Source organism: Metapseudomonas otitidis, assembly GCF_011397855.1.
Lineage (GTDB): Bacteria > Pseudomonadota > Gammaproteobacteria > Pseudomonadales > Pseudomonadaceae > Metapseudomonas > Metapseudomonas otitidis.
Window position 1 is genome coordinate 832,056 of record NZ_AP022642.1, and the last position, 23,408, is coordinate 855,463.

Below are 23,408 nucleotides of genomic sequence, written 5' to 3' on the forward strand. Positions count from 1 at the left end.
TTGCGTGATAGGCGGCAAAAAACGCCATAATCCGCGCTTCTTTGTTGCACATAGCGAGCATAGACATGGATCGGATCACTGCCATGCGGGTCTTCGTCGAAGTGGTGGAGCGGGGCAGCCAGACCGCCGCTGCCGATGCCCTGGACATGTCGCGGGCGATGATCTCGCGCTACCTCGCCGCGCTGGAGGAGTGGGCCGGCGCACGCCTGCTGCACCGCAGCACCCGGCGCCTGAGCCTGACCGGCACCGGCGAGCAGATGCTGCCGCAGTGCCGGGAGGTCTGCGCCCTGGCCGAATCCATGCAGAGCCTCGGGCGTGACCACCGCGAGGCGCCCAGCGGCCGCCTGCGGGTCACCTGCAGCCAGTCCTTCGCCCAGGCCTGGCTGGTGCACGAGATCGGCCGCTTCCAGCAGCAGTATCCGGCCGTGGGCATCGACCTGCTGGTGAACAGCCAGGCGGTCAACCTGATCGAGGAACGCATCGACCTGGCCCTGCGCATCACCAACCAGCTCGACCCCAACCTCATCGCCCGGCGCCTCGGCACCTGCCGCTCGGTGGTCTGCGCCACCCCGGCCTACGTCGCCCGCCACGGCCTGCCGCGCACCCCCGAGGACCTGGTGCGCCATGACTGCCTGACCTACTCCTACTTCGGCCGCAGCCTGTGGACCTTCTTCCGCGACGGCGAGCCCAGCGCCGTGCCGGTCAGCGGCCGGCTCAGCGCCAACGAATCCATGGTGCTGCTGGAGGCCACCCTGGCGGGGCAGGGCATCAGCCTGCAACCGCGCTACTCGGTGGCCGCCCTGGTGCGCAGCGGCGACCTGGTGCAGCTGCTGCCCGACCACGAACCCCAGGTGCTCGGCATCTACGCCCTCTACGGCAGTCGCCGACAGATGCCCCACGCCCTGCGCCTGCTCCTCGACCACCTCGCCGAACGCCTGCAGGACGACACCGACTGGGATGCGTGAAGCACCCGGCGGCCTATGAGCGCGGCATCGGTGGATCGATGAAGCGCGATCCACCCTACCGATCCCACATGCCACGCACCCCGATGGACTTCGCACAGCTCAGCCCATCCTACGGACGGGGCGGAACCGTAGGATGCGGTGAGCTCGGCGAACCGCATCGATGTTGAAAGGCTCCCACAGGGTGCAGCCAAACAGCTTGAGGCATCGGTCGTAGGGTGGGCCGGGCGGCGTTCCGCTTCAGCCCACCGGCGTCTATCCGCGCCGCCAGGAGTCTCGACGCCCCTCACAACCGCGCGGCCAGCTCAGCGCCTTCGCGGATGGCGCGCTTGGCATCGAGTTCGCCGGCGCTGCGGGCGCCGCCGATGAGGTGCAGGCGCAGGTGGTCGGAGCCCTGTACCGGGTGCAGGTCGCGCACGGGTTCCTGGCCGGCGCAGATCACCACGTTATCCACAGGCAGCACCTGCTCGCGCCCGTCGTGGCGGATGTGCAGGCCGTCGTTGTCCACGCGCAGGTATTCCACCCCGCCCAGCATCCGCGCGCCCAGGCGTTGCAGGTGGGTGCGGTGGACCCAGCCGCTGGTCTTGCCCAGCCCCCGGCCGAGGGGTGCCGGCTTGCGTTGCAGCAGCCACAGCTCCCGCTGCGGTTGCAGGGCGAGCGGCGGAACCAGCCCGCCGGGCGTGGTGCCTTGCAGGTCGATGCCCCACTCGGCACGCCAGCGCGCCGGGTCCGGTGTGTGCGGCTGCAGCAGGAAGGCCGCCAGGTCGAAGCCGATGCCGCCGGCCCCCACCAGCGCCACCCGTTCGCCCACGGGCGCACCCAGCAGCACCTCGGCGTAGCTGAGCACCTTGGGGTGCCCGCCGCCCGGCAGCGCCAGCGCGCGGGGGCGCACGCCGGTGGCCACCACCACCTCGTCGTAATGGCCGCTCAGCTCGCCGGGGCCGATGCGGCGGTTGAGCACCAGCTCCACCCCCAGCTCCGCCAGGCGGGTGCGGAAGTAGCGCAGCGTCTCGTCGAACTCCGCCTTGCCGGGGATGCGCCGGGCCAGGTTGAACTGCCCGCCGATCTCGGCCGCCGCCTCGAACAGCGTCACCCGGTGCCCGCGCTCGGCGGCCACGCAGGCGGCGGAAAGCCCCGCCGGTCCGGCACCGACCACGGCGATGCGCTTGGGCTGGCGGGTGCGGCGGTAGCGCAGCTCGGTCTCGAAGCCGGCCCGTGGGTTGACCAGGCAACTGGCGCGGCGGTTGGCGAAGGCGTGGTCCAGGCAGGCCTGGTTGCAGGCGATGCAGGTGTTGATCGCCTCGGGCCGGCCCGCCGCCGCCTTGGCGACGAACTGCGGGTCGGCCAGCAGCGGCCGGGCCATGGACACCAGGTCCGCCTGGCCGTCGGCGATCAGCGCCTCGGCCAGCTCCGGGGTGTTGATGCGGTTACTGGCCACCACCGGCACCCGCAGCACGCGCCGCAGCCGTGCGCTGACCTCGGCAAAGGCGCCGCGCGGTACCGAGGTGACGATGGTGGGCACCCGCGATTCGTGCCAGCCGATGCCGGTGTTGAGCAGGTCGATGCCGGCCTCCTGTAGCGCCAGGGCGATCTGCTGCACCTCTTCGGCGGTGTTGCCCCCCTCCACCAGGTCCAGCAGCGACAGGCGGAAGCCGATGGCGAAGCCGTCCCCGGCCATGCGGCGGATGCGCCGGACGATCTCCACCGCCAGGCGCATGCGGTTCTCCAGCGAGCCGCCCCAGCGGTCGCGGCGCTGGTTGGTGCGCGGGCAGAGGAACTGGTTCAGCAGGTAGCCCTCGCTGCCCATGATCTCCACCCCGTCGTAGGCCGCCGCCTTGGCCAGCCGCGCGCAGCGCACGAAGGCCCGCAGGGTGCGCTCGATACCCCGCTCGCTCAGCTCGCGCGGGGCGAACCAGCTGATGGGCGACTTCATCGGCGAGGCCGACACCACCAGCGGGTGATAGCCGTAGCGCCCGGCATGCAGGATCTGCAGCAGGATGCGCCCGCCCTCGGTGTGCACCGCCTGGGTCAGGCGGCGGTGGGCCGGCACTTCCAGGCCGCGGGTCAGGCTGCTGCCGAAGGGCAGCAGCCAGCCTTCCCGGTTGGGCGCGAAGCCGCCGGTGATGATCAGCCCGACGCCGCCCCGCGCCCGCTCCCGGTAGTAGGCCGCCAGCTTGTCGAAGTCCCGCAGGCGGTCTTCCAGGCCGGTGTGCATGGAGCCCATCACCACGCGGTTGCGCAGGTGCAGCGGGCCGACGTGCAGGGGCGAGAGCAGGTGGGGATAGGCTGTGTTCATGGCGGACCGGGGCGGGGAGAAGGGCCTTCACCATAGGAAGTTGCGCCCGGCGGGATAACGGCCCGGTTGACGTGCCGCTCGGGCATTTCGGTCAAACCATTGCTCTGGATCCATGCGCGGTGCGGTTCGCTTGACTAAGCTTCCGGGGCTGAAGAGTCGCCGAAGAGCGACTCCCTTGCCTGATGCAGGAGAATCCACGATGGACATGAACCGTCGACAGTTCTTCAAGGTCTGCGGTGTAGGCCTTGGAGGATCGAGCCTGGCGGCGCTGGGGATGGCACCCCCGGTCGCCTTCGCCGACCAGGTGCGCCATTTCAAGCTGGCGCGAACCGTCGAAACCCGTAACACCTGCCCCTACTGCTCGGTCGGCTGCGGCCTGATCATGTACAGCCAGGGCGATGCGTCGAAGAACGTGGCGCAGAACATCATCCACATCGAGGGCGACGCGGACCACCCGGTCAACCGCGGCACCCTCTGCCCGAAAGGCGCCGGCCTGCTGGACTTCGTCCACAGCCCCAACCGCCTGAAGTACCCCGAGGTCCGCGAAGCCGGTTCCAGCGAGTGGAAGCGCATCGAATGGGACGAGGCGCTCGACCGCATCGCCCAGCTGATGAAAGCGGACCGCGACGCCCACTTCGTGGCCAGGAACGACGCCGGACAGACGGTCAACCGCTGGCTCACCACCGGTTTCCTCGCCGCGTCGGCATCAAGCAACGAAGCCGGCTACATCACCCACAAGGTGGTGCGTTCACTGGGCATGCTGGGGTTCGATAACCAAGCACGTGTCTGACATGGCCCGACGGTGGCAGGTCTTGCCCCGACGTTTGGCCGTGGCGCCATGACCAACCACTGGACCGACATCAAGAATGCCGATCTGGTGCTGATCATGGGCGGCAACGCTGCCGAAGCCCACCCCTGTGGCTTCAAATGGGTGACCGAAGCGAAGGCCCACAACAAGGCCCGGCTGATCGTGGTCGACCCGCGTTTCACGCGCTCGGCTTCCGTGGCCGACTACTACGCACCCATCCGTACCGGGACCGACATCGCGTTCCTGGGTGGGCTGATCAACTACCTGATCACCACCAACCAGATCCAGCACGAGTACGTCCGGCACTACACCGATGCGTCGTTCATCGTGAGCGAAGGCTTCAGCTTCGAAGACGGCCTGTTCAACGGCTACGACGAGGCCAAGCGCGCCTACCCGGACAAATCCGCCTGGAGCTACGCCAAGGGCGAGGACGGCTACGCCCGCGTCGACCCGACGCTGGAAGACCCGCGCTGCGTGTTCCAGCTGATGAAGAAGCACTACAGCCGCTACACGCCCGAGGTGGTCAGCCGCACCTGCGGCACCCCGCCCGAGCAGTTGCAGAAGGTCTGGAGCCAGATCGCCGAGACCTCCGCGCCCGGCAAGGTCATGACCATCCTGTACGCCCTCGGCTGGACGCAGCACTCGGTGGGTTCGCAGATCATCCGCACCGGCGCCATGGTGCAGCTGCTGCTGGGCAACATCGGCATGCCCGGTGGCGGGATGAACGCCCTGCGCGGCCACTCCAACATCCAGGGCCTGACCGACCTGGGGCTGCTTTCCAACTCCCTGCCGGGCTACCTGACCCTGGCCGGCGACGCGGAGCAGGACTATGCCGCCTACATCGCCAAGCGCGCCGCCAAGCCCGCGAGGCCGGGGCAGCTGTCCTACTGGCAGAACTACGGCAAGTTCCACGTCAGCCTGATGAAGGCCTGGTTCGGCAAGTCCGCCACCGCCGAGAACAACTGGTGCTACGACTGGCTGCCCAAGCTCGACGTGCCGGCCTACGACGTGCTGCGCTACTTCGACCTGATGCACCAGGGCAAGGTCAACGGCTACTTCTGCCAGGGCTTCAACCCCATCGCCTCGTTCCCCAACAAGGGCAAGGTGGTGGAGAGCCTGGCCAAGCTGAAGTACCTGGTGGTGATGGACCCGCTGGCCACCGAGACGTCCGAGTTCTGGCGCAACGCCGGCGAGTACAACGACGTCGACACCGCCAGCATCCAGACCACCGTGTTCCGCCTGCCCACCACCTGCTTCGCCGAAGAGGACGGCTCCCTGGTCAACAGCGGGCGCTGGCTGCAGTGGCACTGGAAAGGCGCCGAGCCGCCGGGCCAATGCCGCACCGACATCGCCATCATGGGCGCGCTGTTCCACCGCCTGCGCGCGGCCTACACCCGCGACGGCGGCGCCTTCCCCGACCCCATCCTGGGGCTGGACTGGAACTACCTGCGCCCCGACGAGCCGGCCCCGGACGAGATCGCCCGCGAGTTCAACGGCAAGGCCCTGGCCGACCTCAACGACCCGGCCACGGGCGCACCGCTGCTCAAGGCCGGCGAGCAACTGCCCGGCTTCGCCCTGCTGCGTGACGACGGCAGCACCGCCAGCGGCTGCTGGATCTTCGCCGGCTGCTGGACCGCCGCCGGCAACCAGATGGCCCGCCGCGACAACGCCGACCCCTACGCCATGGGCCAGACCCTCGGCTGGGCCTGGGCCTGGCCGGCCAACCGGCGCATCCTCTACAACCGCGCCTCGGCCGATCCCAACGGGCAACCCTGGGACCCGAAGAAGAAGCGCCTGGTGTGGTGGAACGGCAAGGCCTGGGGCGGCACCGACGTGCCCGACTACAAGCCCGACGTGCCGCCGGAGCAGGGCATGAACCCGTTCATCATGAACCCCGAGGGCGTCGCGCGATTCTTCGCCCTCGACAAGATGAACGAAGGGCCCTTCCCCGAGCACTACGAGCCGTTCGAGACGCCCATCGGCCGCAACCCGCTGCACCCGGAGAACCGCAAGGTCACCAGCAACCCCGCCGCCCGCCTGTTCCCGGGGGACCGCGAGATGCTCGGCACCGCCGACGAGTTCCCCTATGCGGCGACCACCTACCGCCTCACCGAGCACTTCCACTTCTGGACCAAGCACTGCCGGCTGAACGCCATCGCCCAGCCCGAGCAGTTCGTCGAGATCGGCGAAGCGCTGGCGCGGGAGCTGGGCATCGTTGCCGGCGAGCGGGTCAAGGTGTCGTCCCAGCGGGGCTACATCAAGGCGGTGGCCGTGGTCACCAAGCGCATCCGCCCGCTCGAGGTGGACGGCAAGACCGTCCACCAGATCGGCATCCCGCTGCACTGGGGCTTCTCCGGCGTGGCGCGCAACGGCTACCTGACCAACACGCTGACGCCCTTCGTCGGGGATGGAAACACCCAGACGCCGGAGTTCAAGTCGTTCCTGGTCAAGCTGGAAAAGGCATAGGAGCAGCGCCATGGCCTCACAAGACATCATTGCCCGCTCCGCCACCACCACGCCCAGCCCGTCCGTACGGCAGCTGGGTGAGGTGGCCAAGCTGATCGACGTGTCCAAGTGCATCGGCTGCAAGGCCTGCCAGGTCGCCTGTTCCGAATGGAACGACCTGCGCGACGAGGTCGGCCACAACCACGGGGTGTACGACAACCCCATGGACCTGACGGCCGACTCGTGGACGGTCATGCGCTTCACCGAGCACGAGCCCGAGGAGAACAAGCTGGAGTGGCTGATCCGCAAGGACGGCTGCATGCACTGCGCCGAACCCGGCTGCCTCGCGGCCTGCCCGAGCCCCGGCGCGATCATCCAGTACGCCAACGGCATCGTCGACTTCAACCAGGACAAGTGCATCGGCTGCGGCTACTGCGTCACCGGCTGCCCCTTCAACATCCCGCGCATCTCGCAGAAGGACCACAAGGCGTACAAGTGCACCCTGTGTTCCGACCGCGTGTCCGTCGGGCTGGAACCGGCCTGCGTGAAGACCTGCCCCACCGGGGCCATCGTCTTCGGCACCAAGGAGGCCATGAAGGAGCACGCCGTCGAGCGCATCGTCGACCTCAAGTCGCGCGGCTACGACAACGCCGGGCTGTACGACCCGCAGGGCGTCGGCGGCACCCACGTCATGTACGTGCTGCACCACGCCGACAAGCCCGCGCTCTACGCCGGCCTGCCCGAGGCGCCTGCCATCAGCCCGCTGGTCGGGTTGTGGAAGGGCATCACCAAGCCCCTCGGCCTGCTGGCCATGGGCGCGGTGGCGCTGTTCGGCTTCTTCCACTACGTGCGGGTCGGCCCCAACCGCGTGGAAGAGGACGAAACGCCCCCCAGCGAGCCGGCGGTGCACAAGGTCGACCCCTCGGTCCACGAGTTCGACCCCAGGGCGCCGCGTTGACAGACAACCCCCTCGCCCAGCGGGCGAGGGCCGGTCAGGGGCGCAGGGACGCGCCCCCGGGTTACGGAGTACGACATGAACAAAGACATCCAGCGCTACACCGCCTCCGAGCGCAGCAACCACTGGGCGGTGGCCATCCTGTTCTTCCTCGCCGGGCTGTCCGGCCTGGCCCTGTTCCACCCCTCGCTGTTCTGGCTCACCCACCTGTTCGGCGGCGGCCCCTGGACGCGCATCCTGCACCCCTTCATGGGCGTGGCGATGTTCCTGTTCTTCAGCGTCCTGGCCCTGCGCTTCGCCCACCACAACCGCTGGGAGAAGGGCGACGGCCAATGGCTGCGGCAGGTGAAGGACGTCATCAACAACCGTGAGGACCGCCTCCCCGAAGTCGGCCGCTACAACGCCGGGCAGAAGATCCTCTTCTGGGTCCTGCTGGCCTCCATGATCACCCTGCTGCTCACCGGCATCGTCATCTGGCGCCAGTACTTCAGCCACTTCTTCGGCATCGACCTGATCCGCCTCGCCGCCCTGCTGCACGCCTTCGCTGCCTGGGTGCTGATCCTCAGCATCCTCGTGCACATCTACGCCGGCATCTGGGTCAAAGGCTCCATCGGCGCCATGCTCCACGGCTGGGTCAGCCGGGGCTGGGCGCGCAAGCACCATGGCGCCTGGTTCAAATCCATCGAGAAGGGCGACGGCAAGCACTGACCTCGCCCCATCCAGCACCTTCACAAGGAGTCCTGCGTGTCAGGCCAATTGCTCGAACCGGAACAGATCGCCGCAGCGGCGAACATCCCGCCCTTCCTCCACCTGCCGCAGCGCGACCTCTTCGCCACCCGCGCCGAACGCCTGCGCCAGCTCGCCGACGGCCACCCGCTGGCCGCCTACCTGCTGCTGATCGCCGACCTCTGCGAGGCCCAGCAGCGCGTGCTCGACAACCCGCCCGCGCTGCCCGGCCCCGCACCGGAAGCCGTCGCCCGCAGCCGCGAGCACCGCATGCCGCCGCTGCCCTTCGAAACCCTGGTGCGCGCCGACGGCTGGCTGGCTGCCGTGGATGCCCTGCTGGACCAACTGCCGGCCCCCGGCAACCCCGCCGTCGCCGCCGCCCTTCAGCAGCTGCGCCAGGCCGACGCCGGCCAGCGCAAGGCCTGGGGCATCAGCCTGCTCAGCGGCCAGTTCGACCTGCTGCCGCCCGCCGTCGTCCCCTTCCTCGGGGGCGCCCTGCAGGTCGCCTTCAGCCACTGGCTGCTGGCACTGCCCGCCGGCAGCGTGCAGGACGCCGAAGCCAAGGTGGTCTGCCCCGCCTGCGGTTCCCCGCCCGTGGCTGGCATGGTCCGCCACCTCGGCCAGCACAACGGCCTGCGTTACCTCAGCTGCTCCCTGTGCAGCTGCGAATGGCACTACGTGCGGGTCAAGTGCAGCCACTGCCAGGAGAGCAAGCGCCTGGCCTACCTCAGCGTCGAACGCGACGACCGCCCGGCCGACAAGGCGCCCCTGCGCGCCGAGACCTGCCCCAGCTGCCAGGGCTACCTCAAGCACTGCTACCTGGAGCACGACAGCCACGCCGACGCCCAGGCCGACGACCTCGCCAGCCTCGACCTCGACCTGCGCCTGGCGGAGGAGGGGTATCTGCGACGTGCGCCGAACCTGCTGCTCGCGCCTGGGAGCGAATGAGCACCTAGACTCAGCAACCAACCCCAATGGACTCGGCCGGCCACGGGAGAGTGCGCGATGACGATGGCGGGACGCGCTCGCAACAGGCATTGCCCCAGCGCAATCCCTTGCCAACCGCGCTACCGAACCCGCACGCGCTAACCCGGACGCCGCTCAAGGAATCCCCCATGTCAGCCCCCCGCCTACCCTCCGTCGACCGCCTGCTGCGCAGCCCCGCCTGCACGCCGCTGCAGCAGCGCTACGGCCGCGAGCCCCTGTTGAAAACCCTGCGCGACCTGCTCGACGAACTGCGCGAGCCCGCCCGCCAGGGCCAGCTCGCCGCCATCGAACTCAGCGAAGCCGTGCTCGCCGGCCGTGCCGGCGAACGCCTCGCCGCCTGGCACGCCAGCCGCGTGCGCCGGGTGTTCAACCTCACCGGCACCGTGCTGCACACCAACCTCGGCCGCGCCCTGCTGCCCGAGGAGGCCATCGAAGCCATCACCCTGGCCGCGCGCTACCCGCTCAACCTCGAATTCGACCTCGCCAGCGGCAAGCGTGGCGACCGCGACGACCTCATCACCGGGCTCATCCGCGAGCTGACCGGCGCCGAGGCCGTCACCGTGGTCAACAACAACGCCGCCGCCGTGCTGCTCGCCCTCAACAGCCTCGGCGCGCGCAAGGAAGGGGTCATCAGCCGGGGCGAGCTGATCGAGATCGGCGGCGCCTTCCGCATCCCCGACATCATGGCCCGCGCCGGGGTGAAGCTCGTCGAAGTGGGCACCACCAACCGCACCCACGCCAAGGACTACGAGGCCGTCATCAGCCCCCGCACCGGCCTGCTCATGCGCGTGCACACCAGCAACTACAGCGTCCAGGGCTTCACCGCCAGCGTCGCCACCCCCGACCTCGCGCGCATCGCCCACGCCCACGGCCTGCCCCTGCTGGAAGACCTCGGCAGCGGCACCCTGGTGGACCTCACCCGCTGGGGCCTGCCCAAGGAGCCCACCGTGCAGGAAGCCCTGCGCGACGGCGCCGACATCGTCACCTTCAGCGGCGACAAGCTACTCGGCGGCCCCCAGGCCGGGCTCATCCTCGGCAGCAAGGAACTCATCGGCCGCATCAAGAAGAACCCCCTCAAGCGCGCCCTGCGGGTGGACAAGCTCACCCTCGCCGCGCTGGAAGCCGTGCTCGCCCTCTACCGCGACCCCGAGCGCCTCGCCGAACGCCTCACCACCCTGCGCCTGCTCAGCCGGCCGCAGCCCGACATCCTCGCCCAGGCCCAGCGCCTCGCCGCGCCCCTGGCCACCCAGCTCGGCGCCACCTGGCAGGTCAGCGTCGAGCCCGCCCTGGGCATGATCGGCAGCGGCGCCCAGCCCGTCGCCCGCCTGCCCAGCGCCGCCCTCTGCCTGCGCCCGCAGCAGCCCAAGCGCCTGCGCGGCCGCGCCCTGCGGCAACTGGAGGAAAGCCTGCGCACCCTGCCCATCCCCGTTATCGGCCGCCTCGACGACGACGCCCTCTGGCTCGACCTGCGCCAGCTCGACGACGAGCCCGCCTTCCTCGCCCAACTGCCCCACCTCGACGGAGCCCTGCCGTGATCGTCGGAACCGCCGGCCACATCGACCACGGCAAGACCGCCCTGCTCACCGCCCTCACCGGCCAGCAGGGCGACCGCCGGCCCGCCGAGCGCGAGCGCGGCATCACCATCGACCTCGGCTACCTCCACGCCGACCTCGGCGACGGCCAGAGCACCGCCTTCATCGACGTGCCCGGCCACGAACGCTTCGTCCACAACATGCTTGCCGGCGCCTGCGGCATCGACCTGTTGCTGCTGGTCGTGGCCGCCGATGACGGCGTCATGCCGCAAACCCGCGAGCACCTCGCCATCGTCGAATTGCTCGGCATCCGCCGCGCCCTGGTGGCCCTCACCAAGATCGACCGCGTCGAGCCCGCGCGCATCGCCCAGGTCCGCGCCGAAATCACCGCCCTGCTGGCCCCCGGCCCCTTTGCCGGCGCCCCGGTGTTCCCGGTGGACAGCCTCGGCGGCCAGGGCATCGACGCCCTGCGCCAGGCCCTGCTGGGCGAGTCCCTGCTGGCCGCCACCCGCCGCGACGACGGCTTCTTCCGGCTGCCCATCGACCGCGCCTTCAGCGTCTCCGGCGCCGGCGTGGTCGTCACCGGCACTGCCTTCGCCGGGCAGGTGCGCATCGGCGACGAGCTGGTGCTCAGCCCCTCCGGGCGCCTGCTGCGGGTGCGTGGCCTGCACAGCCGCAACCAGCAGGTGGAGAGCGCCCGCGCCGGCCAGCGGGTCGCCATCAACCTTGCCGGCGAGCGCCTCGCCGTCGACGACCTGCACCGGGGCGACTGGCTGCTGGCGCCGGCCCTCGCCGCGCCCACCACCCGCATCGACATCGACCTGCACCTGCTGCCCGGCGAGCCCCATCCGCTCGCCCACTGGACGCCCGTGCACGTCCACCTCGGCGCCCAGGACGTCACCGGCCGCGTCGCCCTGCTGCAAGGCAACAGCCTCGCCCCCGGCCAGCAGGCCTTCGCCCAGGTGCTGCTCAACGCCCCCGCCCACGCCGTGCACGGCGACCTGCTGGTGCTGCGCGACCAGTCCGCCCAGCGCACCCTCGGCGGCGGCCGCGTCCTCGACCCCTTCGCTCCGGCGCGCAACCGCCGCAGCACCGAACGCCTCGCCCAGCTCCAGGCCCTGCGCAGCGCAAGCCTGGAACAGGTACTGCCGGCCCTGCTCGACGCCGCCGACAACGGCCTCTACCCGCAACTGCTGGAACGCCAATTCAACCGCCCCCGCAGCGGCTGGCAGCTGCCGCCCGACACCTTGCAGATCGACACCCGCCTCGGCCCCCGGCTGTTCACCCGCGCCCGCTGGCAGGCCCTGGAAAACCGCCTGCTGGACGGGCTCGCGCGCTTCCACACCGAGCAGCCCGACGAACTCGGCCCCGACCGCGACCGCCTGCGCCGCTATGCCCTGTCGGAACTGGAGCGCCCGGTCTTCATCGCCCTGCTGGAACAGCTCATGGTGCGCGAGGCCGTCCAGGCCAGCGGCCCCTGGCTGCACCTGCCCGGCCACCGCGTACAGCTCAACGACGCCGACGAAGCCCTGCGCCAGCGCATCTGGCCGCTGCTGGAGGCCGGCCGCTACGACCCGCCATGGGTCCGCGACCTGGCCCGCGAACTGAACGTGGACGAAAGCGCCATGCGCCTGCTGCAACGCAAGCTCGCCCGCCTCGGGCACCTGCACCAGGTGGTGAAAGACCTCTTCTACCCCGACGCCACCCTGCGCGAACTCGCCCAGCACGCCCGCCAGCTGCAGACCGCCCACGGCACCATCAAGGCCGCCCACTGGCGCGACCGTATCGGCCTCGGCCGCAAGCGCAGCATCCAGCTGCTGGAGCACTTCGACCGCATCGGCTACACCCGCCGCATCGGCGACGAACGCAAGATCCGCGAAGACTCCGCCCTGGCCCTGCTTACCCCCTAGCCCCCGGCACACCGCGAGCGCCCTGGCCGGCAAGGCCTGTAGGACGCCCCGCGCCGGGCACACTGGCGGCCTGATCGGCGACGACGTCGCCCCGCCCGGTGAAGGAGCCAAAAGATGAAACCCTGGATCGTCGGGGCCGTGGATGCGGCCCTGTTCCTGTTCGGCTGGAGCGCCATCGCCCTGGCAGCCGCCCCAGACGCACAGGCCGCGCTGCTGTTCTCCGCCTGCTGGCTGCTGCCCGTTTCCATCGCCGTGTGGGCACTGGGCACCCGCCAGGCTCGCGCCATCCTGGCTGGCCGGGGCGGGCTACGCCGTGCGGCGTGGGAGGGGTTCTGCTGGGGCGCCGGGCTTGGGCTGGCCGTCGTACTGCTCAGCAACGCCCCGGATGCCCTGGCGGCAGGTGGCGCGCTGGAGGGGCAGCCGTTGTTCAGTGGGCATACGGCGCGGTTTCTGCTGGATGGCTGGCCGTTCTATCTGGTGACGGGGGTTCTGGGTGGTGGTCATGCGGTGGGCTTTCAAGTGCTCAACACATGGCTGCTGCGGCGGTAGGTGCCCTTGGAGAAATGGTCAGGTCTCACCCCGGCAGCAGCGTGGAGGTGCACCGCCGCCCAGGTATGAAGCCACCTGGGTGCGGCGTGTGATGGATCAAGGCGCTTGCAAGCGCTTGGCTGCAGCGCCATAGACCTTGCTTCGCTCCCGCTTGCCCACAGCGATCACGGTGACTACCACGCGACTGTCGATCACCTCATATACCAGCCGGTAGCCGATGGCGCGCAGCTTGATCTTGTAGCAGTTGGGCATATCCCGGAGCTTGTCGGCCTCGACTCGGGGACTGTCGAGCCGCTCCTTGAGCTTCCTGGCGAACTGCAACTGAATGGTCTTACCCAGCTTTCCCCACTCCTTGAGCGCTTGAGTGTTGAACTCCAGGGCGTACTTAGTCGGCTCCGCCGGCTTGTGCGATGAGGTCATCGATATCCACTCGTACAGTAGGTTCACCAGCCCGAGCGCGTACGGCTTCAGCCAGCTGCAGATCGTCAATCAGTTCCAGCATGGCTTCGTAGCGTGCCGGGGGTACGGCATAGAACGCCGGTTCATTTCGATTGAGGATCACGACCGTTTCGCCGCCACCTTCACGGATGGTGCCCATAGGGTCTTTTTTCAGTTCTGTCACCGACGCCGCAACGTCAGCCAGAACCACGTAGGTCATCGCCATATCTGCCTGTTCTCCGCTATCTGGGTTTCTAAATGTGCCTGAGCTCATTTCTAAGGGCCGAACCATCAAGCGCCGATGTCTGGGTTCTGTGCTGTGGGCCGAGCTGTCTTGGTTAAGGTCTTTTCTTCAATAAGGTCATGTGTGCGAACAGAAGACCGGCGCACCTTAGCACCTATAAAAGTGCTTTTGAAGGTGCTTTTTTGAGTGTCTGGATGAGCGGTTTCGAGCAAGGTGGGATGTGCTTCGAAAGGGCAGGTGATCTGGCGTCCATCTCCACGGGCGATGACGGATTGTCACGTTTGGCTGGCTTTCAACTGCTGGGGGCGGTGCTCTTGTTTCTGGTTGCGCTCACCTCGTCAGAGGGAAAGGGCGTGTCTTCACCTGTTGGGAAAGGTCATGGAGCGTATACGCAGAGGATTAGGCAAACTGCCCCAGCAATTAGAAACCTTCCCTTTGGCAGTACTCAGGCGTGACGTAAAAACCCTCTATGTCGCCCTGATCGATACACACGAAAAGAACCATGGACGGGGTATTCGAATACTCGAAGAGGGTGGCGTCAAAGTCGAAGTTGGCCTGCAAGAGAACGTTGTCGGGGCGTTCCTGAAGCCCTATCTGCTTGGCTGACTCTGCTGGGTTGCGGCTGGCCAGGTATCGGCGGAAATAGATCCTTGTCTAGTTCCGGCAAATGGGGGGAATTCATTTCCTTTTTAGCGAGCCCCGATTTCAGTTGAAAGCGGCTACTGATCTAGCGTGGAGAGCTACGACTGGTAAACTCTACGGCTTTTGATCGGACACTCAGGGAGGACTTGATGACTTTTCGTCTGCTGGGAGTAGCTGCGGCGCTATTGCTGACATCCGCATGCTCTAACTATCAATACAAAACCTATGCTGGGAACGTAGACGATCCCACCGTCCAAATTCTGGACCTATCCGGTGGTGCGACAAATGCTCCTGTCATCTACTTCGATACGGTGCAGTATCGAGCTCTGGGAGTCCCTTACCATCGCCTGCTTCTCGCGGTCCGAGTTGATGGTGAGCCCCTCCCTAATGCCGGAAAGCACTCGATTCTGAATTACTCAGGTTACCAAGCCATTCGGCTGGCTCCAGGGCAGCACTCCTTGGAGTGGTGCTGGGTCTCTATGAATAAATTGGGTACGGGCGGAGGCCAGTGTGGCTTCAATGCCCCCAACCTCAGCCTGGAAGCTGGCAAACGCTATATCGCTACGTGGTCATCCACTACCGATATCAAGGGGGTCAGCGGGCGCGAGCACATGGAAATCAACGTCACCTCTTTCGTACTCGACCGGGATACCAAAAAGCAGATATTTCCCTAATCAGCGAGAAACCCGAACCGGGAGCAGGCTGTAGGGGTAGCCGCTGCTCAGACGCCACGCCGCCCGGTTCCTGCTGGTATTTGTCACGGTTGCGGACGCTTCTGCGACGTTCATGTGTTGGGCTTCCAGGCCCTCAATGCATGGCAGCAGCGGTACCCATCGGCGCCTGACGTTTCGCACCTAATTTCGCATCGCACTTTGCAAACAATGGTGGCAACATCCAGACCCTGCCGAAGCGGCAACCAATGTCTGGGGGCCGCACGCTCTGTCTTGTTGCTTTGCGACCTGTCGGGCGAACAAGGAAGGCAATCACGCCCGGTGGCGTGGCCGGGCTTCAAACCCGGTGGGGGACGGCATCCGTTCCTGGGTGGGTTCGACTCCCACTGCCTTCCGCCAACCTGCTTTCCACTCGTCCACCTTGCTCTGGCACTGCATTACTAAGGTCATCTCTGGAAGGCATTGCTTGAGGCTTTCTGCCAGCCTCTGGTGCTCCGCTGACGCTATGGTTCAGAGACGGTGCTGAAGGCTTCCAGTTCGCTATTTATTCGTTCAGTATTTGCCCCTCAATGAGGAGTTTCCTCGAAGAGATAAATATTCCAGCTCTACAGGGAGGTATATTAAATATTGGTGTATTTGAGTTTTTTGGTTGTTTTTAAGGGTTCAATTATATTCCCTTGAAATATCTAGCTCTAAAGCCTGTTTCGTGAAGCACGGCCTTTGGTGTGAATGATTCTAGATTTTAACGGTTGCTATGGAGGTCTTGAATGCTAACTCCTAATGATGTTTTTACGCCTGGCTCACTACCTATCAGGCCAACCAATATTTATGCTGCTCGGGGCTCTTCTGAGGAAACTTTCAGAAAGGCCTTAAAGCGGAACCTTATTCCTGTTGTTTTTGGGGAGTATGGCGTTGGGAAAACCTCCATGGCGCGCCACATTCTTCGTGACAAGGATGACTCTGGTTTATTGATAAATATAAAGAGTGCGGCTGATAAGACCATTGAGGATATTTTTACTCAGTGCTTGGAAACGCTTGGTTATACAGTCGAGGTTAAACATCTGGCGACTAATTCAAGTTCGATTTCGGCTGAGCAAAGTATGCAGGTAGGTGCTAAAACAAAAAATTTCAATGCACTTCTTGCCTCTAAGAAAGCGATAACCACAACGGAAATACATCAGGTAGAACATCAGTTGCTTGTTACATCTCCAACTGATTCAAAATTAATAGATGTCTGTGAGAGATTTGGTGTTGCTCTTCTGATTGATGAACTACATAGGGCATCAGGAGCATTTGCAAGTGATCTCTCTAAGTTCATAAAAAGTTTCGGAAACTCAAACTGTCAGAAGTTTAAAATTGTGCTTCTGGGTACTTCTTCTGATGCCAGCAAGCTCGTCTCATCTGACCCAGGAATTGACAGGCTGATTCAGGAAGTTCACCTGAAAGCCATGTCTGAAGATGAGTGTAGATATGTAGTGACTAGAGGGATGGCAGATCTTCATATTGCTTGCTCTGAAGAGGTTACTGCGAAAATAGTTAAGTCTTGCGTTGGCTCTCCAAGTATTCTTCAATATTTGTCCCTTGAAGTTGCAGAGGTGGCTTTTGAAAGAAATCCTCGCATAGCCTATTCGACTGATGTTGAAGTGGCAATTAGGAATTTTGTAGAAACAAAAGAGGCTCGACTTAACAAATCATACGTTGCAGCAGTCGAAACTACCGGCGAGCTTAGATATAGAAAGCAAATCCTGCGTGCAATCTCTGAGTGCGAAGATGAATATGTCACCATGGAAGACATAAGAACAAAGGTGAGCGGCTATCTAGGAAAGGACGTGCCAAGCACTGCGTTGTCGGGACCTCTTCGTGATTTGAAAACTGAGAGATATGGAATGGTCCTTACAGATGTTGATCGCCCGGATGGCAGCGACCGTCTGAATAACTATACAACTTTCAAAGACCCTGCACTTAAGGCGTTTATTCGGCTTCAGGTTTTGCGAGAGGAAGAAGACTAATTAAGGTTTAGATGCTCTGATATGGCGCCGCTAAATTAAAGGCAATAGTTTCGGTGTTTGATTTGGGGGATATGCTATTTCTGTGCGAAATTTTATTGTTCCTTAAACTCTCTCGGATAGTCACAATTTGTCCTGACGGGATAGAGCGAGCGGATGTCCGACCAGAAGAGTTCTTCCGGGAACATCTGCGAGCCGTTGTATTGGAAGGTGAGGAAGTGCGGGGCGTCGTAGACGCCCTCCATCGCCATCACCACGCCGACGATATGCACGCAGGTGAAGGTGGGCTCCGGGACGTCGGGCCAGTTCAGTTCTATCCAGGCGGTGCGGCCCATCAGCGCGCAGGCGGTATCGAACGTGAAGTCAGCCATGCTCAATCTCCTTTCAAGCGGGTCCATTAGGTACTCCATAGCGCCGCTCGGATTCCTAGCCGTGCAGGAGTAACCCTTCCAGTTCTAGGAGGGTTCCTTCAGTATTCCGGCCGTTCCAGGCGATGCGGCATATGGACTATTTCCATCGCTGCATTATCCACAGATTTTGATTTATGGCAATGATCCATATTGGTGTGATTCCATGGCTGAAGGGATGGCTGATCGAGCGCTTCATCTGCTCGAGATAACCAGTTTGAAAGACCTCGCCGAGGTCAACAGCAAGGAATACGTGCGCTGGCAGAGCATCAAGCGCGGCAAGGCACGTTTCGGCGCAGATGAGCTGGAGAAATTGAGTCGGTTTTATCCACAGTTCCGCTGGTGGCTGCTGACCGGGGAGGTGCTGCCCGAGGCCGGCCAGACCAGCCCCATCGACGCCCCCCCGCCGGACGCATGAGCCGTCTTACCCATCTGATCGAAGCCGCCCGTGACGATCTGCCGCCCTGGGTGTCGACACCGGCCGAGCGCTGGGACGCCATCGCGAGCGAGTGCGGGCCGGATGAGCGGCTGGAGATCGAGCAGCGCCTCTACGCCTTGCGCATGGAATTGGATGCGGTGGAGGACTGGGACGGCGACACCCGGGACGATATCCACAAGGCCATCGAACAGTTCCGTCGTCTGCAGCAGTTGGCGTTGCTGCGTGTGGGGGCGGCATGGACTTATTCCATTGAAACGCTGGCGGGGCCACTGGAGGGCGACGCTCTGCAGGCTGCAAGGCGCTGGTTGGCGGGGTTGCCCGAAGGCGAGCGGCTAGAGGTGTTGAAGGGCCTCTGGCACCTGCACTTTCGCCGGGCGCTGGCATTGATGCAGGGGGCGCAACTGTCGCGTGCCTCGGCACGGGCGCTGTGCCGCTACTGGCTGCAATACGGCGGTCACAACGCCGCGCAGATGTTGATCAAGGCTTTTGTGCCGGTGCTGGGAGAGGCGCGCTTCTGGCAGTTGGCCGCCGAGGCGCCGCTGCTGCTGGCCATGGCGGAGTTTCTCGACTACGCCAGCAACGGCCGCTTGAGTGAGACCCGGGCGGCTAAACATACCTAGCGCGGCTGTGGATAAGCCGCCTCCGGCCTTACGACGCGCCCACCATCCCAACCAGACGTGCCAGCGCCATCAGCACCAAAGCCCCTGCAAACAGCCCAAGGCTGGGCGCGGGCAACCGCTGGCCATCCCGCAGGCTTTGCAGAAGCCGGCCGCGCACGACTTGCGGGGCGAGGGCGAGCCCGGCGAACAGGCTGCATATGGCAGCGGTTTCGAGCAGGGCCTGTGCGTTGAAGGGCTGGGTGAGCAGCAGGCTGAGCGGCATCAGCAGCACGATCAGTGCGGTGCCGCGTTGGCGGGCAGTGAGGGTGGTCCATTCGAGCATGGTGGGTCCGTCCAGAAAATATCCGGCGCAGTTTATCGACGGCCCCGACCTCAGCCAACAACCCGCCGCATGGCCACGCGCCCGCTGAGGCCGGCTTCACGCTCGGCGGCAAGGTGCGCAGCGAGGGCGCTGTCGTAGGCGGCTTCGGCCAGTACCTGAAAGCCCGCGCGCTCGTAGAAGGGGCGGTTCCAGGGCACGTCATCGAAGGTGGTGAGGGTGAGACAGGGCAGCCCTTCGGCGCGAGCGCGCTCGGCGGCAGCCTCCAGCAGGGCGCGGCCGTGGCCCTGGCCGCCGTGGTCGGGGTGCACGCTGACTTCGGCGATGTGCAGCCCCTGGCCTTCACGCTCGGCCAGCAGGAAGCCGACGGCGCGCCCGGCGTGCTCCACCACCCACAGCAACCCGGCCTCTAACCCGCGCTGGAGTACGTCGCGCGGCAGTGTGTGGCCGCGCAGGTGCGCGGGCAGGTGGGTGGTGCTGAAGCGTTCGGCGGCGAGCCGTTCGATGTCGCCCAGGGCGGGCAGGTCGGCGGGGTGGGCGAGGCGAAGGGTCATGAAGCGCTATCTACCAGGGGTTTCTCCATCTGCACCAGGGCCACGCGCTGGCCGCCCGGTGCCTGGCGCTCGACGATGGCGCGGGGTTGGTAGCCAAGGCGGGTGTAGAGCAGCAGGCCGCCGGTGTTGGCGTTGAAGCAGGAGATTTTCATGAGTTTGGCGTCGTAGCCGGCGCGGGCCTGCTGCTCCATCACGCCGATGAGGTACTGCGCCACGCCCTGGCCACGGGCCCAGTCGGCCACGAGCATGTTGCCGAGGGCGCAGTAGGCGCCCGGTTCCCATTGGTAGAAGTTGGCGAAGCCGGCGATGCGCCCGTCCAGCAGGGCGACGGTGCTGCCCTGGCGCTGGGCGATGGCGTCGGCCAGTTGCTCGACGCTGAAGGGCCAGGTGGCGCGGGGGTAGGCGAAGAAGAGTTCGTCGGCATCGCGGGGGAAGCGGACGACCTCGGCGAGGTCATCCGCGCCCACGGGGCGGTGGCTGAGTGCGGGCATCGAGGGGCTCATCGGGGTGGGTAGTGGTCGAGGATGCGGCCGATGGTGTCGCGGATGGCGGCTTCGCGCTCGGCGGGGCTGGGCGGGGTGGCAGGGAGGATCTGGGCGGCGCTGCCGCGCCAGACGAGCTTGCCGTCCTTGCTGTCGTAGAGGTCCACCTGCAGGGTGCCCACCTGGTAGTCATAGGTGCGGGTTTCGGTCAGGCCGGGGCCGCCCCAGTAGTTGCCCCAGCTGCCGCCCCAGTAGCCGCCGTAGTTGGTGCTGACCTGCTGCTGGCGGTCGTCGACGATCAGCCAGCTCTGCACCAGCAGGTCGGCGCGGGCGCCGGGTGCGGCGGGGCGCAGGCCGCGCTGGTCGAGCTGCTGGGTGAGGGCGTCGCGCAGGCGTTGTTCGGTGAGGTCGCTCTTCAGGCGCGGGTCGTCGGGGCGGTACTGCAGGGCGGGCTCTTTCCAGGCCCAGCTGCGGTAGGCGCCGAAGTCGCGGGTGCGGTCGTAGTCGCGGTCGATCTCCACGCTCTGGCAGGCGGCCAGCAGCAGGACGGAGGCGAGCAGGAACAGGCGGCGGATCATGGTGGGTCTCCTGGGCCGGGGGGCCTATCCAATCCCATGCCGGGGTGGCCGGCAAGGGTCTGGGTCAAGGTTTTGCACGCTGTCGGGGGTTCGTTTCAGCGCGGGGGGTACTCGCCGAGGGCTTCGGCGGTGGCCTCGCGCAGGGCCTGGTTGCGGTCGCTGCGTTCGCCGCTGGCGTCGGTTTCGGCACTGCCGGTCCACACCACCTGGCCATCGCGGGCGTCGCGGAACTCCAGGTAGACCACCGCCACCTGCACCTCGTAGGTGCGCACCAGCGGGGCGCTGGCCCAGCCGCCGTAGCGGTCGCCCCAGGGGTCGTTGCCGTAGTAGACGCCGCTGCGGTCTTCGTATTGGCGCAGGCGTTTCTCGAAGCGCAGGCTGGCGCTAACCCGCAGGTCGGCGCCGGCCGGGTCGTGGGCCTGGCGCAGGCCGAGCTGGTCGAGCCCGGCGTTGACGATCTCGGCCATCTGCTCGGGGGTGACCCAGGTGTTGCCGGGGGGCAGGCGGCCGTCCTGCCAGCTCCAGCTGCGGTAGCGGCCGAAGTCGCGCGGGGCGGCGGGGTAGGCGCTGCGGTCGAAGTGGGTGGCGGCGCCGGGCGGGGCCGGCGGCATGGGCAGGGACTGGGCCTGGTAGGGGTTGGGGCTCTGGCAGGCGCTGAGCACCAGCAGGCTGGCGATGAGGGTGGCGCGGTGCATGGTGGCCTCCGTCGAGGCGGGTTCTGGGTGCCCCGTTTCCGGGGCGCTGCTCATAGCGGGCGGCAGATCCAGTGTAGATAGCGCCCCAGGCCTGCGAAGGCCGGGTGACGCCGGTGGGCCAGTTCCATCTCCAGCAGGTCGGCCAGTTCGGCACGGGCCTGGAACTCGCTGGGCATGTAGTCGTGGAACACGCGGATGCCGCTCTGCGCTTGGACACGCCAGTGCGTGCCGAGTTGCGCGGCCAGCTCGCGCGGGTCCAGCGGGCGCTGGGGGGTGAGGCTCTGGCCTTCGCCGGCGAAGCGGTTGCGCCGCAGTTTGCGGAAGTGCCCCTTGAGCAGGTTGCGGTAGATGAGCGCGTCGCGGTTGTAGAACGCCAGGGACAGCCAGCCCTCCGGGGCGGTGAGGGCGTGCAGGGCCGGGAGGATGGCGTGGGGCTCGGCGAGCCATTCGAGCACGGCGTGGCAGATGACCAGGTCGAAGCGGCCGTCGAGCTGCTCTGGCAGGGCTTGCCAGGGGGCCTGGATGAAGGTGGCCTGGCAGCCGGCTTCGGCGAAGCGCTCGCGGGCGCCGTCGAGCATCGGTTCGGCCGGTTCGGCTAGGGTCACCTGGTGGCCGCGCTGGGCCAGCCAGAGGCTCATGTGGCCGAGCCCGGCGCCGACGTCGAGCACCCGCAGGGGGCGTTCGGGCAGGGCTTCGCCGAGGTCGGCCTGGAGCACGGCGAGGCGGATGGCGCCCTTGGCGCCGCCGTAGATCTTCTCCGCGAAGCGCGCGGCGAGGGCGTCGAAATGGCGGTCGTCGGTCATGGCAGGAAGCGCCGTTCGCTGTCGGCCAGCTTGTCCAGCACGGCCTGGTTCATGTCGATGCCCAGTTCGCTGCACATCAGCAGCAGGTAGAGGATCACGTCGCCCACTTCCTGGCCGGCGTGGTGGAGGGTGTCGGCGTCGAGCTGGCGGGACTGGTCTTCCGTCAGCCACTGGAAGATTTCCACCAGCTCGGCCATCTCCACGCTGGCGGCCATGGCCAGGTTCTTGGGGCTGTGGAATTGGCGCCAGTCGTTGTGGTCACGAATGGCGTGCAGGCGGCGGGTAATGGCGTCGAGGTTCATGCGGCTCTCCTGGGAGGCCGCATAGCTTGGTGCCGGGGGCGGCGGGGTGCAAGCGCCGCGCAGGGAGCGGCGCTGGCGCTAGTCGGCCAGCGGGGTCCAGCTGCCGGCCATGTGCGGCAGGTCGTCCTTGCCGCGCAGGGCGAACTGGCCGCTGGGGCCGGCGGCGCTGGCCAGCAGGCGCACCTCGGCGGGCAGCAGGACGGGCTTCTGGAAGCGCACCTCCACTTCGTAGCCGGCATCCGGCAGGTGGGCGCCGAGGGCGGCCAGGGTGCGCGCCTTGTTCCACAGGCCGTGGGCGATGGCGCGGGGGAAGCCGAACAGCTTGGCGCTGGGGGCGCTGAGGTGGATGGGGTTGTAGTCGCCGGCGACGCGGGCGTAGCGCCGGCCGATGTCCTTGGCGGCGCGCCAGTGGTCCAGCTCGGTCAGCGGCAGCGCGTCGACCTCCTCGCGCGGGGCGGGGGCGCCCTCCAGGCGCAGGCCCCGGTAGAGGATGCGGCTGTCGCCCTCCCAGAGCAGGCCGAGCTGGTCCTCCAGGCGGGTGATGAGGCTGAAGGTGGCGCCTTTGTCGTGGGGGCGCAGGTCCTGCACGGCGACGCTGACGCGGAACGGCCCGAGGCCGCCGAGGGTGCGCAGTACGCGGATGCGGTTCTCCAGGTGCACCAGGCCGAGCAGCGGGAAGGGGAAGCGCTTGTCGGTCAGCAGTTGCATCTGCAGCGGGAAGGCGAGGATGTGCGGGTAGGTGGCCGGCAGCCGGCCGTTGTCGCCAAAGCCGCAGACCTGGCGATAGCGCGCCAGGTGGCGGGCATCCACCTCCACCTGGGTGCGCAGGCCGAGGTCGGGCAGGGTACGCCCGCTGGCACCACGGCGCAGGGCGGCACGCAGGAACAGGCCGGGCAGGGCCGGGAGGGTGGGCAGGTCGAGCCAGTCGGTGGCCATGGGCGATCTCCTCGTTGCGAACGCGATGCAGCTTAGCCGCCCCGTCCGGCGGCACATTGGCCGCGCCGCATGGCGTCCTGGCAGGGCAGTCAATCCGTCCGG

25 protein-coding genes and 1 tRNA gene are annotated in these 23,408 nt (G+C 66.5%); 14 read left to right on the top strand and 12 right to left on the bottom strand.

Going from position 1 to position 23,408, the window contains the following annotated elements:
• The first annotated feature begins 65 nt into the window (after positions 1 to 65).
• On the top strand, positions 66 to 965 hold the full coding sequence (locus PotMrB4_RS03910) for a LysR family transcriptional regulator (RefSeq protein WP_044411213.1): 900 nt from the start codon (positions 66 to 68) through the stop codon (positions 963 to 965).
• Positions 966 to 1,248: 283 nt separating this feature from the next.
• On the opposite strand, the gene PotMrB4_RS03915 is transcribed toward PotMrB4_RS03910, so the two are convergent.
• Positions 1,249 to 3,258: an NADPH-dependent 2,4-dienoyl-CoA reductase gene (locus PotMrB4_RS03915; RefSeq protein ID WP_172432567.1), complete on the bottom strand. Its 2,010-nt coding sequence runs from the start codon at positions 3,256 to 3,258 to the stop codon at positions 1,249 to 1,251.
• A gap of 199 nt (positions 3,259 to 3,457) precedes the next feature.
• Here PotMrB4_RS03915 and fdnG point away from each other — a divergent pair, with 199 nt between their 5' ends.
• The 7 genes from fdnG to PotMrB4_RS03950 all read left to right on the top strand — a co-directional run bounded on the left by fdnG (position 3,458) and on the right by PotMrB4_RS03950 (position 13,170).
• Positions 3,458 to 6,532 carry a formate dehydrogenase-N subunit alpha gene (fdnG, locus tag PotMrB4_RS03920; protein ID WP_172432568.1) on the top strand — a complete coding sequence of 1,025 codons (3,075 nt, stop codon included), beginning with the start codon at positions 3,458 to 3,460 and terminating at the stop codon, positions 6,530 to 6,532.
• A gap of 10 nt (positions 6,533 to 6,542) precedes the next feature.
• Complete coding sequence (fdxH, locus tag PotMrB4_RS03925; protein WP_172432569.1) at positions 6,543 to 7,469, top strand: formate dehydrogenase subunit beta; 927 nt, start codon at positions 6,543 to 6,545, stop codon at positions 7,467 to 7,469.
• A 75-nt stretch (positions 7,470 to 7,544) separates the two neighbouring features.
• Positions 7,545 to 8,174 carry a formate dehydrogenase subunit gamma gene (locus tag PotMrB4_RS03930; RefSeq protein WP_172432570.1) on the top strand — a complete coding sequence of 210 codons (630 nt, stop codon included), beginning with the start codon at positions 7,545 to 7,547 and terminating at the stop codon, positions 8,172 to 8,174.
• Positions 8,175 to 8,210: 36 nt separating this feature from the next.
• The gene (gene fdhE, locus PotMrB4_RS03935; protein ID WP_172432571.1) at positions 8,211 to 9,140 is read left to right on the top strand and encodes a formate dehydrogenase accessory protein FdhE; all 930 of its coding nucleotides are present in this window, start codon (positions 8,211 to 8,213) and stop codon (positions 9,138 to 9,140) included.
• A 167-nt stretch (positions 9,141 to 9,307) separates the two neighbouring features.
• On the top strand, positions 9,308 to 10,714 hold the full coding sequence (gene selA, locus PotMrB4_RS03940; RefSeq protein WP_074972737.1) for an L-seryl-tRNA(Sec) selenium transferase: 1,407 nt from the start codon (positions 9,308 to 9,310) through the stop codon (positions 10,712 to 10,714).
• Positions 10,711 to 12,621, top strand: a complete 1,911-nt coding sequence (gene selB, locus PotMrB4_RS03945) for a selenocysteine-specific translation elongation factor (protein ID WP_172432572.1) — start codon at positions 10,711 to 10,713, stop codon at positions 12,619 to 12,621. The genes selA and selB overlap by 4 nt, the downstream gene beginning before the upstream one ends.
• 114 nt (positions 12,622 to 12,735) lie before the next feature.
• On the top strand, positions 12,736 to 13,170 hold the full coding sequence (locus PotMrB4_RS03950) for a hypothetical protein (RefSeq protein WP_172432573.1): 435 nt from the start codon (positions 12,736 to 12,738) through the stop codon (positions 13,168 to 13,170).
• A gap of 96 nt (positions 13,171 to 13,266) precedes the next feature.
• Here the strand turns inward: PotMrB4_RS03950 and PotMrB4_RS03955 are convergent, their stop codons facing one another.
• A complete protein-coding gene (locus tag PotMrB4_RS03955) occupies positions 13,267 to 13,590 on the bottom strand; it encodes a type II toxin-antitoxin system RelE family toxin (protein ID WP_172432574.1) in 324 nt (107 codons plus the stop codon).
• Positions 13,556 to 13,828 carry a type II toxin-antitoxin system Phd/YefM family antitoxin gene (locus tag PotMrB4_RS03960; protein ID WP_172435033.1) on the bottom strand — a complete coding sequence of 91 codons (273 nt, stop codon included), beginning with the start codon at positions 13,826 to 13,828 and terminating at the stop codon, positions 13,556 to 13,558. The genes PotMrB4_RS03955 and PotMrB4_RS03960 overlap by 35 nt, the downstream gene beginning before the upstream one ends.
• 402 nt (positions 13,829 to 14,230) lie before the next feature.
• Here PotMrB4_RS03960 and PotMrB4_RS03965 point away from each other — a divergent pair, with 402 nt between their 5' ends.
• The 4 genes from PotMrB4_RS03965 (at position 14,231) to PotMrB4_RS03980 (ending at position 17,174) form a co-directional block, all read left to right on the top strand.
• On the top strand, positions 14,231 to 14,458 hold the full coding sequence (locus PotMrB4_RS03965; RefSeq protein WP_139233696.1) for a hypothetical protein: 228 nt from the start codon (positions 14,231 to 14,233) through the stop codon (positions 14,456 to 14,458).
• 185 nt (positions 14,459 to 14,643) lie between these two features.
• Complete coding sequence (locus tag PotMrB4_RS03970; protein WP_074972744.1) at positions 14,644 to 15,168, top strand: hypothetical protein; 525 nt, start codon at positions 14,644 to 14,646, stop codon at positions 15,166 to 15,168.
• Between the two features lie 300 nt (positions 15,169 to 15,468).
• A tRNA-Sec gene (locus PotMrB4_RS03975) sits at positions 15,469 to 15,564 on the top strand.
• A gap of 368 nt (positions 15,565 to 15,932) precedes the next feature.
• Positions 15,933 to 17,174, top strand: coding sequence for an AAA family ATPase (locus tag PotMrB4_RS03980; RefSeq protein WP_172432575.1), 1,242 nt, complete (start codon positions 15,933 to 15,935; stop codon positions 17,172 to 17,174).
• A gap of 92 nt (positions 17,175 to 17,266) precedes the next feature.
• Here PotMrB4_RS03980 and PotMrB4_RS03985 read toward each other — a convergent pair whose 3' ends face one another.
• On the bottom strand, positions 17,267 to 17,542 hold the full coding sequence (locus PotMrB4_RS03985) for a hypothetical protein (RefSeq protein WP_172432576.1): 276 nt from the start codon (positions 17,540 to 17,542) through the stop codon (positions 17,267 to 17,269).
• Between the two features lie 202 nt (positions 17,543 to 17,744).
• Between PotMrB4_RS03985 and PotMrB4_RS03990 the strand changes: the two genes are divergently transcribed.
• Both PotMrB4_RS03990 and PotMrB4_RS28090 read left to right on the top strand, forming a co-directional pair.
• A complete protein-coding gene (locus PotMrB4_RS03990; RefSeq protein WP_044411235.1) occupies positions 17,745 to 17,996 on the top strand; it encodes a hypothetical protein in 252 nt (83 codons plus the stop codon).
• On the top strand, positions 17,993 to 18,637 hold the full coding sequence (locus tag PotMrB4_RS28090; protein WP_197939505.1) for a hypothetical protein: 645 nt from the start codon (positions 17,993 to 17,995) through the stop codon (positions 18,635 to 18,637). Before PotMrB4_RS03990 ends, PotMrB4_RS28090 begins: the two co-directional genes overlap by 4 nt.
• Positions 18,638 to 18,665: 28 nt before the next feature.
• Here the strand turns inward: PotMrB4_RS28090 and PotMrB4_RS04000 are convergent, their stop codons facing one another.
• The 8 genes from PotMrB4_RS04000 to PotMrB4_RS04035 all read right to left on the bottom strand — a co-directional run bounded on the left by PotMrB4_RS04000 (position 18,666) and on the right by PotMrB4_RS04035 (position 23,306).
• A complete protein-coding gene (locus PotMrB4_RS04000) occupies positions 18,666 to 18,959 on the bottom strand; it encodes a hypothetical protein (protein WP_172432577.1) in 294 nt (97 codons plus the stop codon).
• Positions 18,960 to 19,009: 50 nt separating this feature from the next.
• Positions 19,010 to 19,510, bottom strand: a complete 501-nt coding sequence (locus PotMrB4_RS04005) for a GNAT family N-acetyltransferase (RefSeq protein WP_172432578.1) — start codon at positions 19,508 to 19,510, stop codon at positions 19,010 to 19,012.
• On the bottom strand, positions 19,507 to 20,001 hold the full coding sequence (locus tag PotMrB4_RS04010; protein WP_172432579.1) for a GNAT family N-acetyltransferase: 495 nt from the start codon (positions 19,999 to 20,001) through the stop codon (positions 19,507 to 19,509). The genes PotMrB4_RS04005 and PotMrB4_RS04010 overlap by 4 nt, the downstream gene beginning before the upstream one ends.
• Positions 20,002 to 20,009: 8 nt before the next feature.
• Positions 20,010 to 20,570, bottom strand: a complete 561-nt coding sequence (locus PotMrB4_RS04015) for a DUF4136 domain-containing protein (RefSeq protein WP_069561551.1) — start codon at positions 20,568 to 20,570, stop codon at positions 20,010 to 20,012.
• A gap of 95 nt (positions 20,571 to 20,665) precedes the next feature.
• A complete protein-coding gene (locus PotMrB4_RS04020; RefSeq protein WP_172432580.1) occupies positions 20,666 to 21,265 on the bottom strand; it encodes a DUF4136 domain-containing protein in 600 nt (199 codons plus the stop codon).
• Between the two features lie 50 nt (positions 21,266 to 21,315).
• A complete protein-coding gene (locus PotMrB4_RS04025; RefSeq protein WP_044411246.1) occupies positions 21,316 to 22,068 on the bottom strand; it encodes a methyltransferase domain-containing protein in 753 nt (250 codons plus the stop codon).
• On the bottom strand, positions 22,065 to 22,370 hold the full coding sequence (locus PotMrB4_RS04030; protein ID WP_044411248.1) for a nucleotide pyrophosphohydrolase: 306 nt from the start codon (positions 22,368 to 22,370) through the stop codon (positions 22,065 to 22,067). The genes PotMrB4_RS04025 and PotMrB4_RS04030 overlap by 4 nt, the downstream gene beginning before the upstream one ends.
• A 78-nt stretch (positions 22,371 to 22,448) precedes the next feature.
• Positions 22,449 to 23,306 carry a MaoC family dehydratase gene (locus tag PotMrB4_RS04035; RefSeq protein ID WP_172432581.1) on the bottom strand — a complete coding sequence of 286 codons (858 nt, stop codon included), beginning with the start codon at positions 23,304 to 23,306 and terminating at the stop codon, positions 22,449 to 22,451.
• Between the last annotated feature and the right edge of the window lie 102 nt (positions 23,307 to 23,408).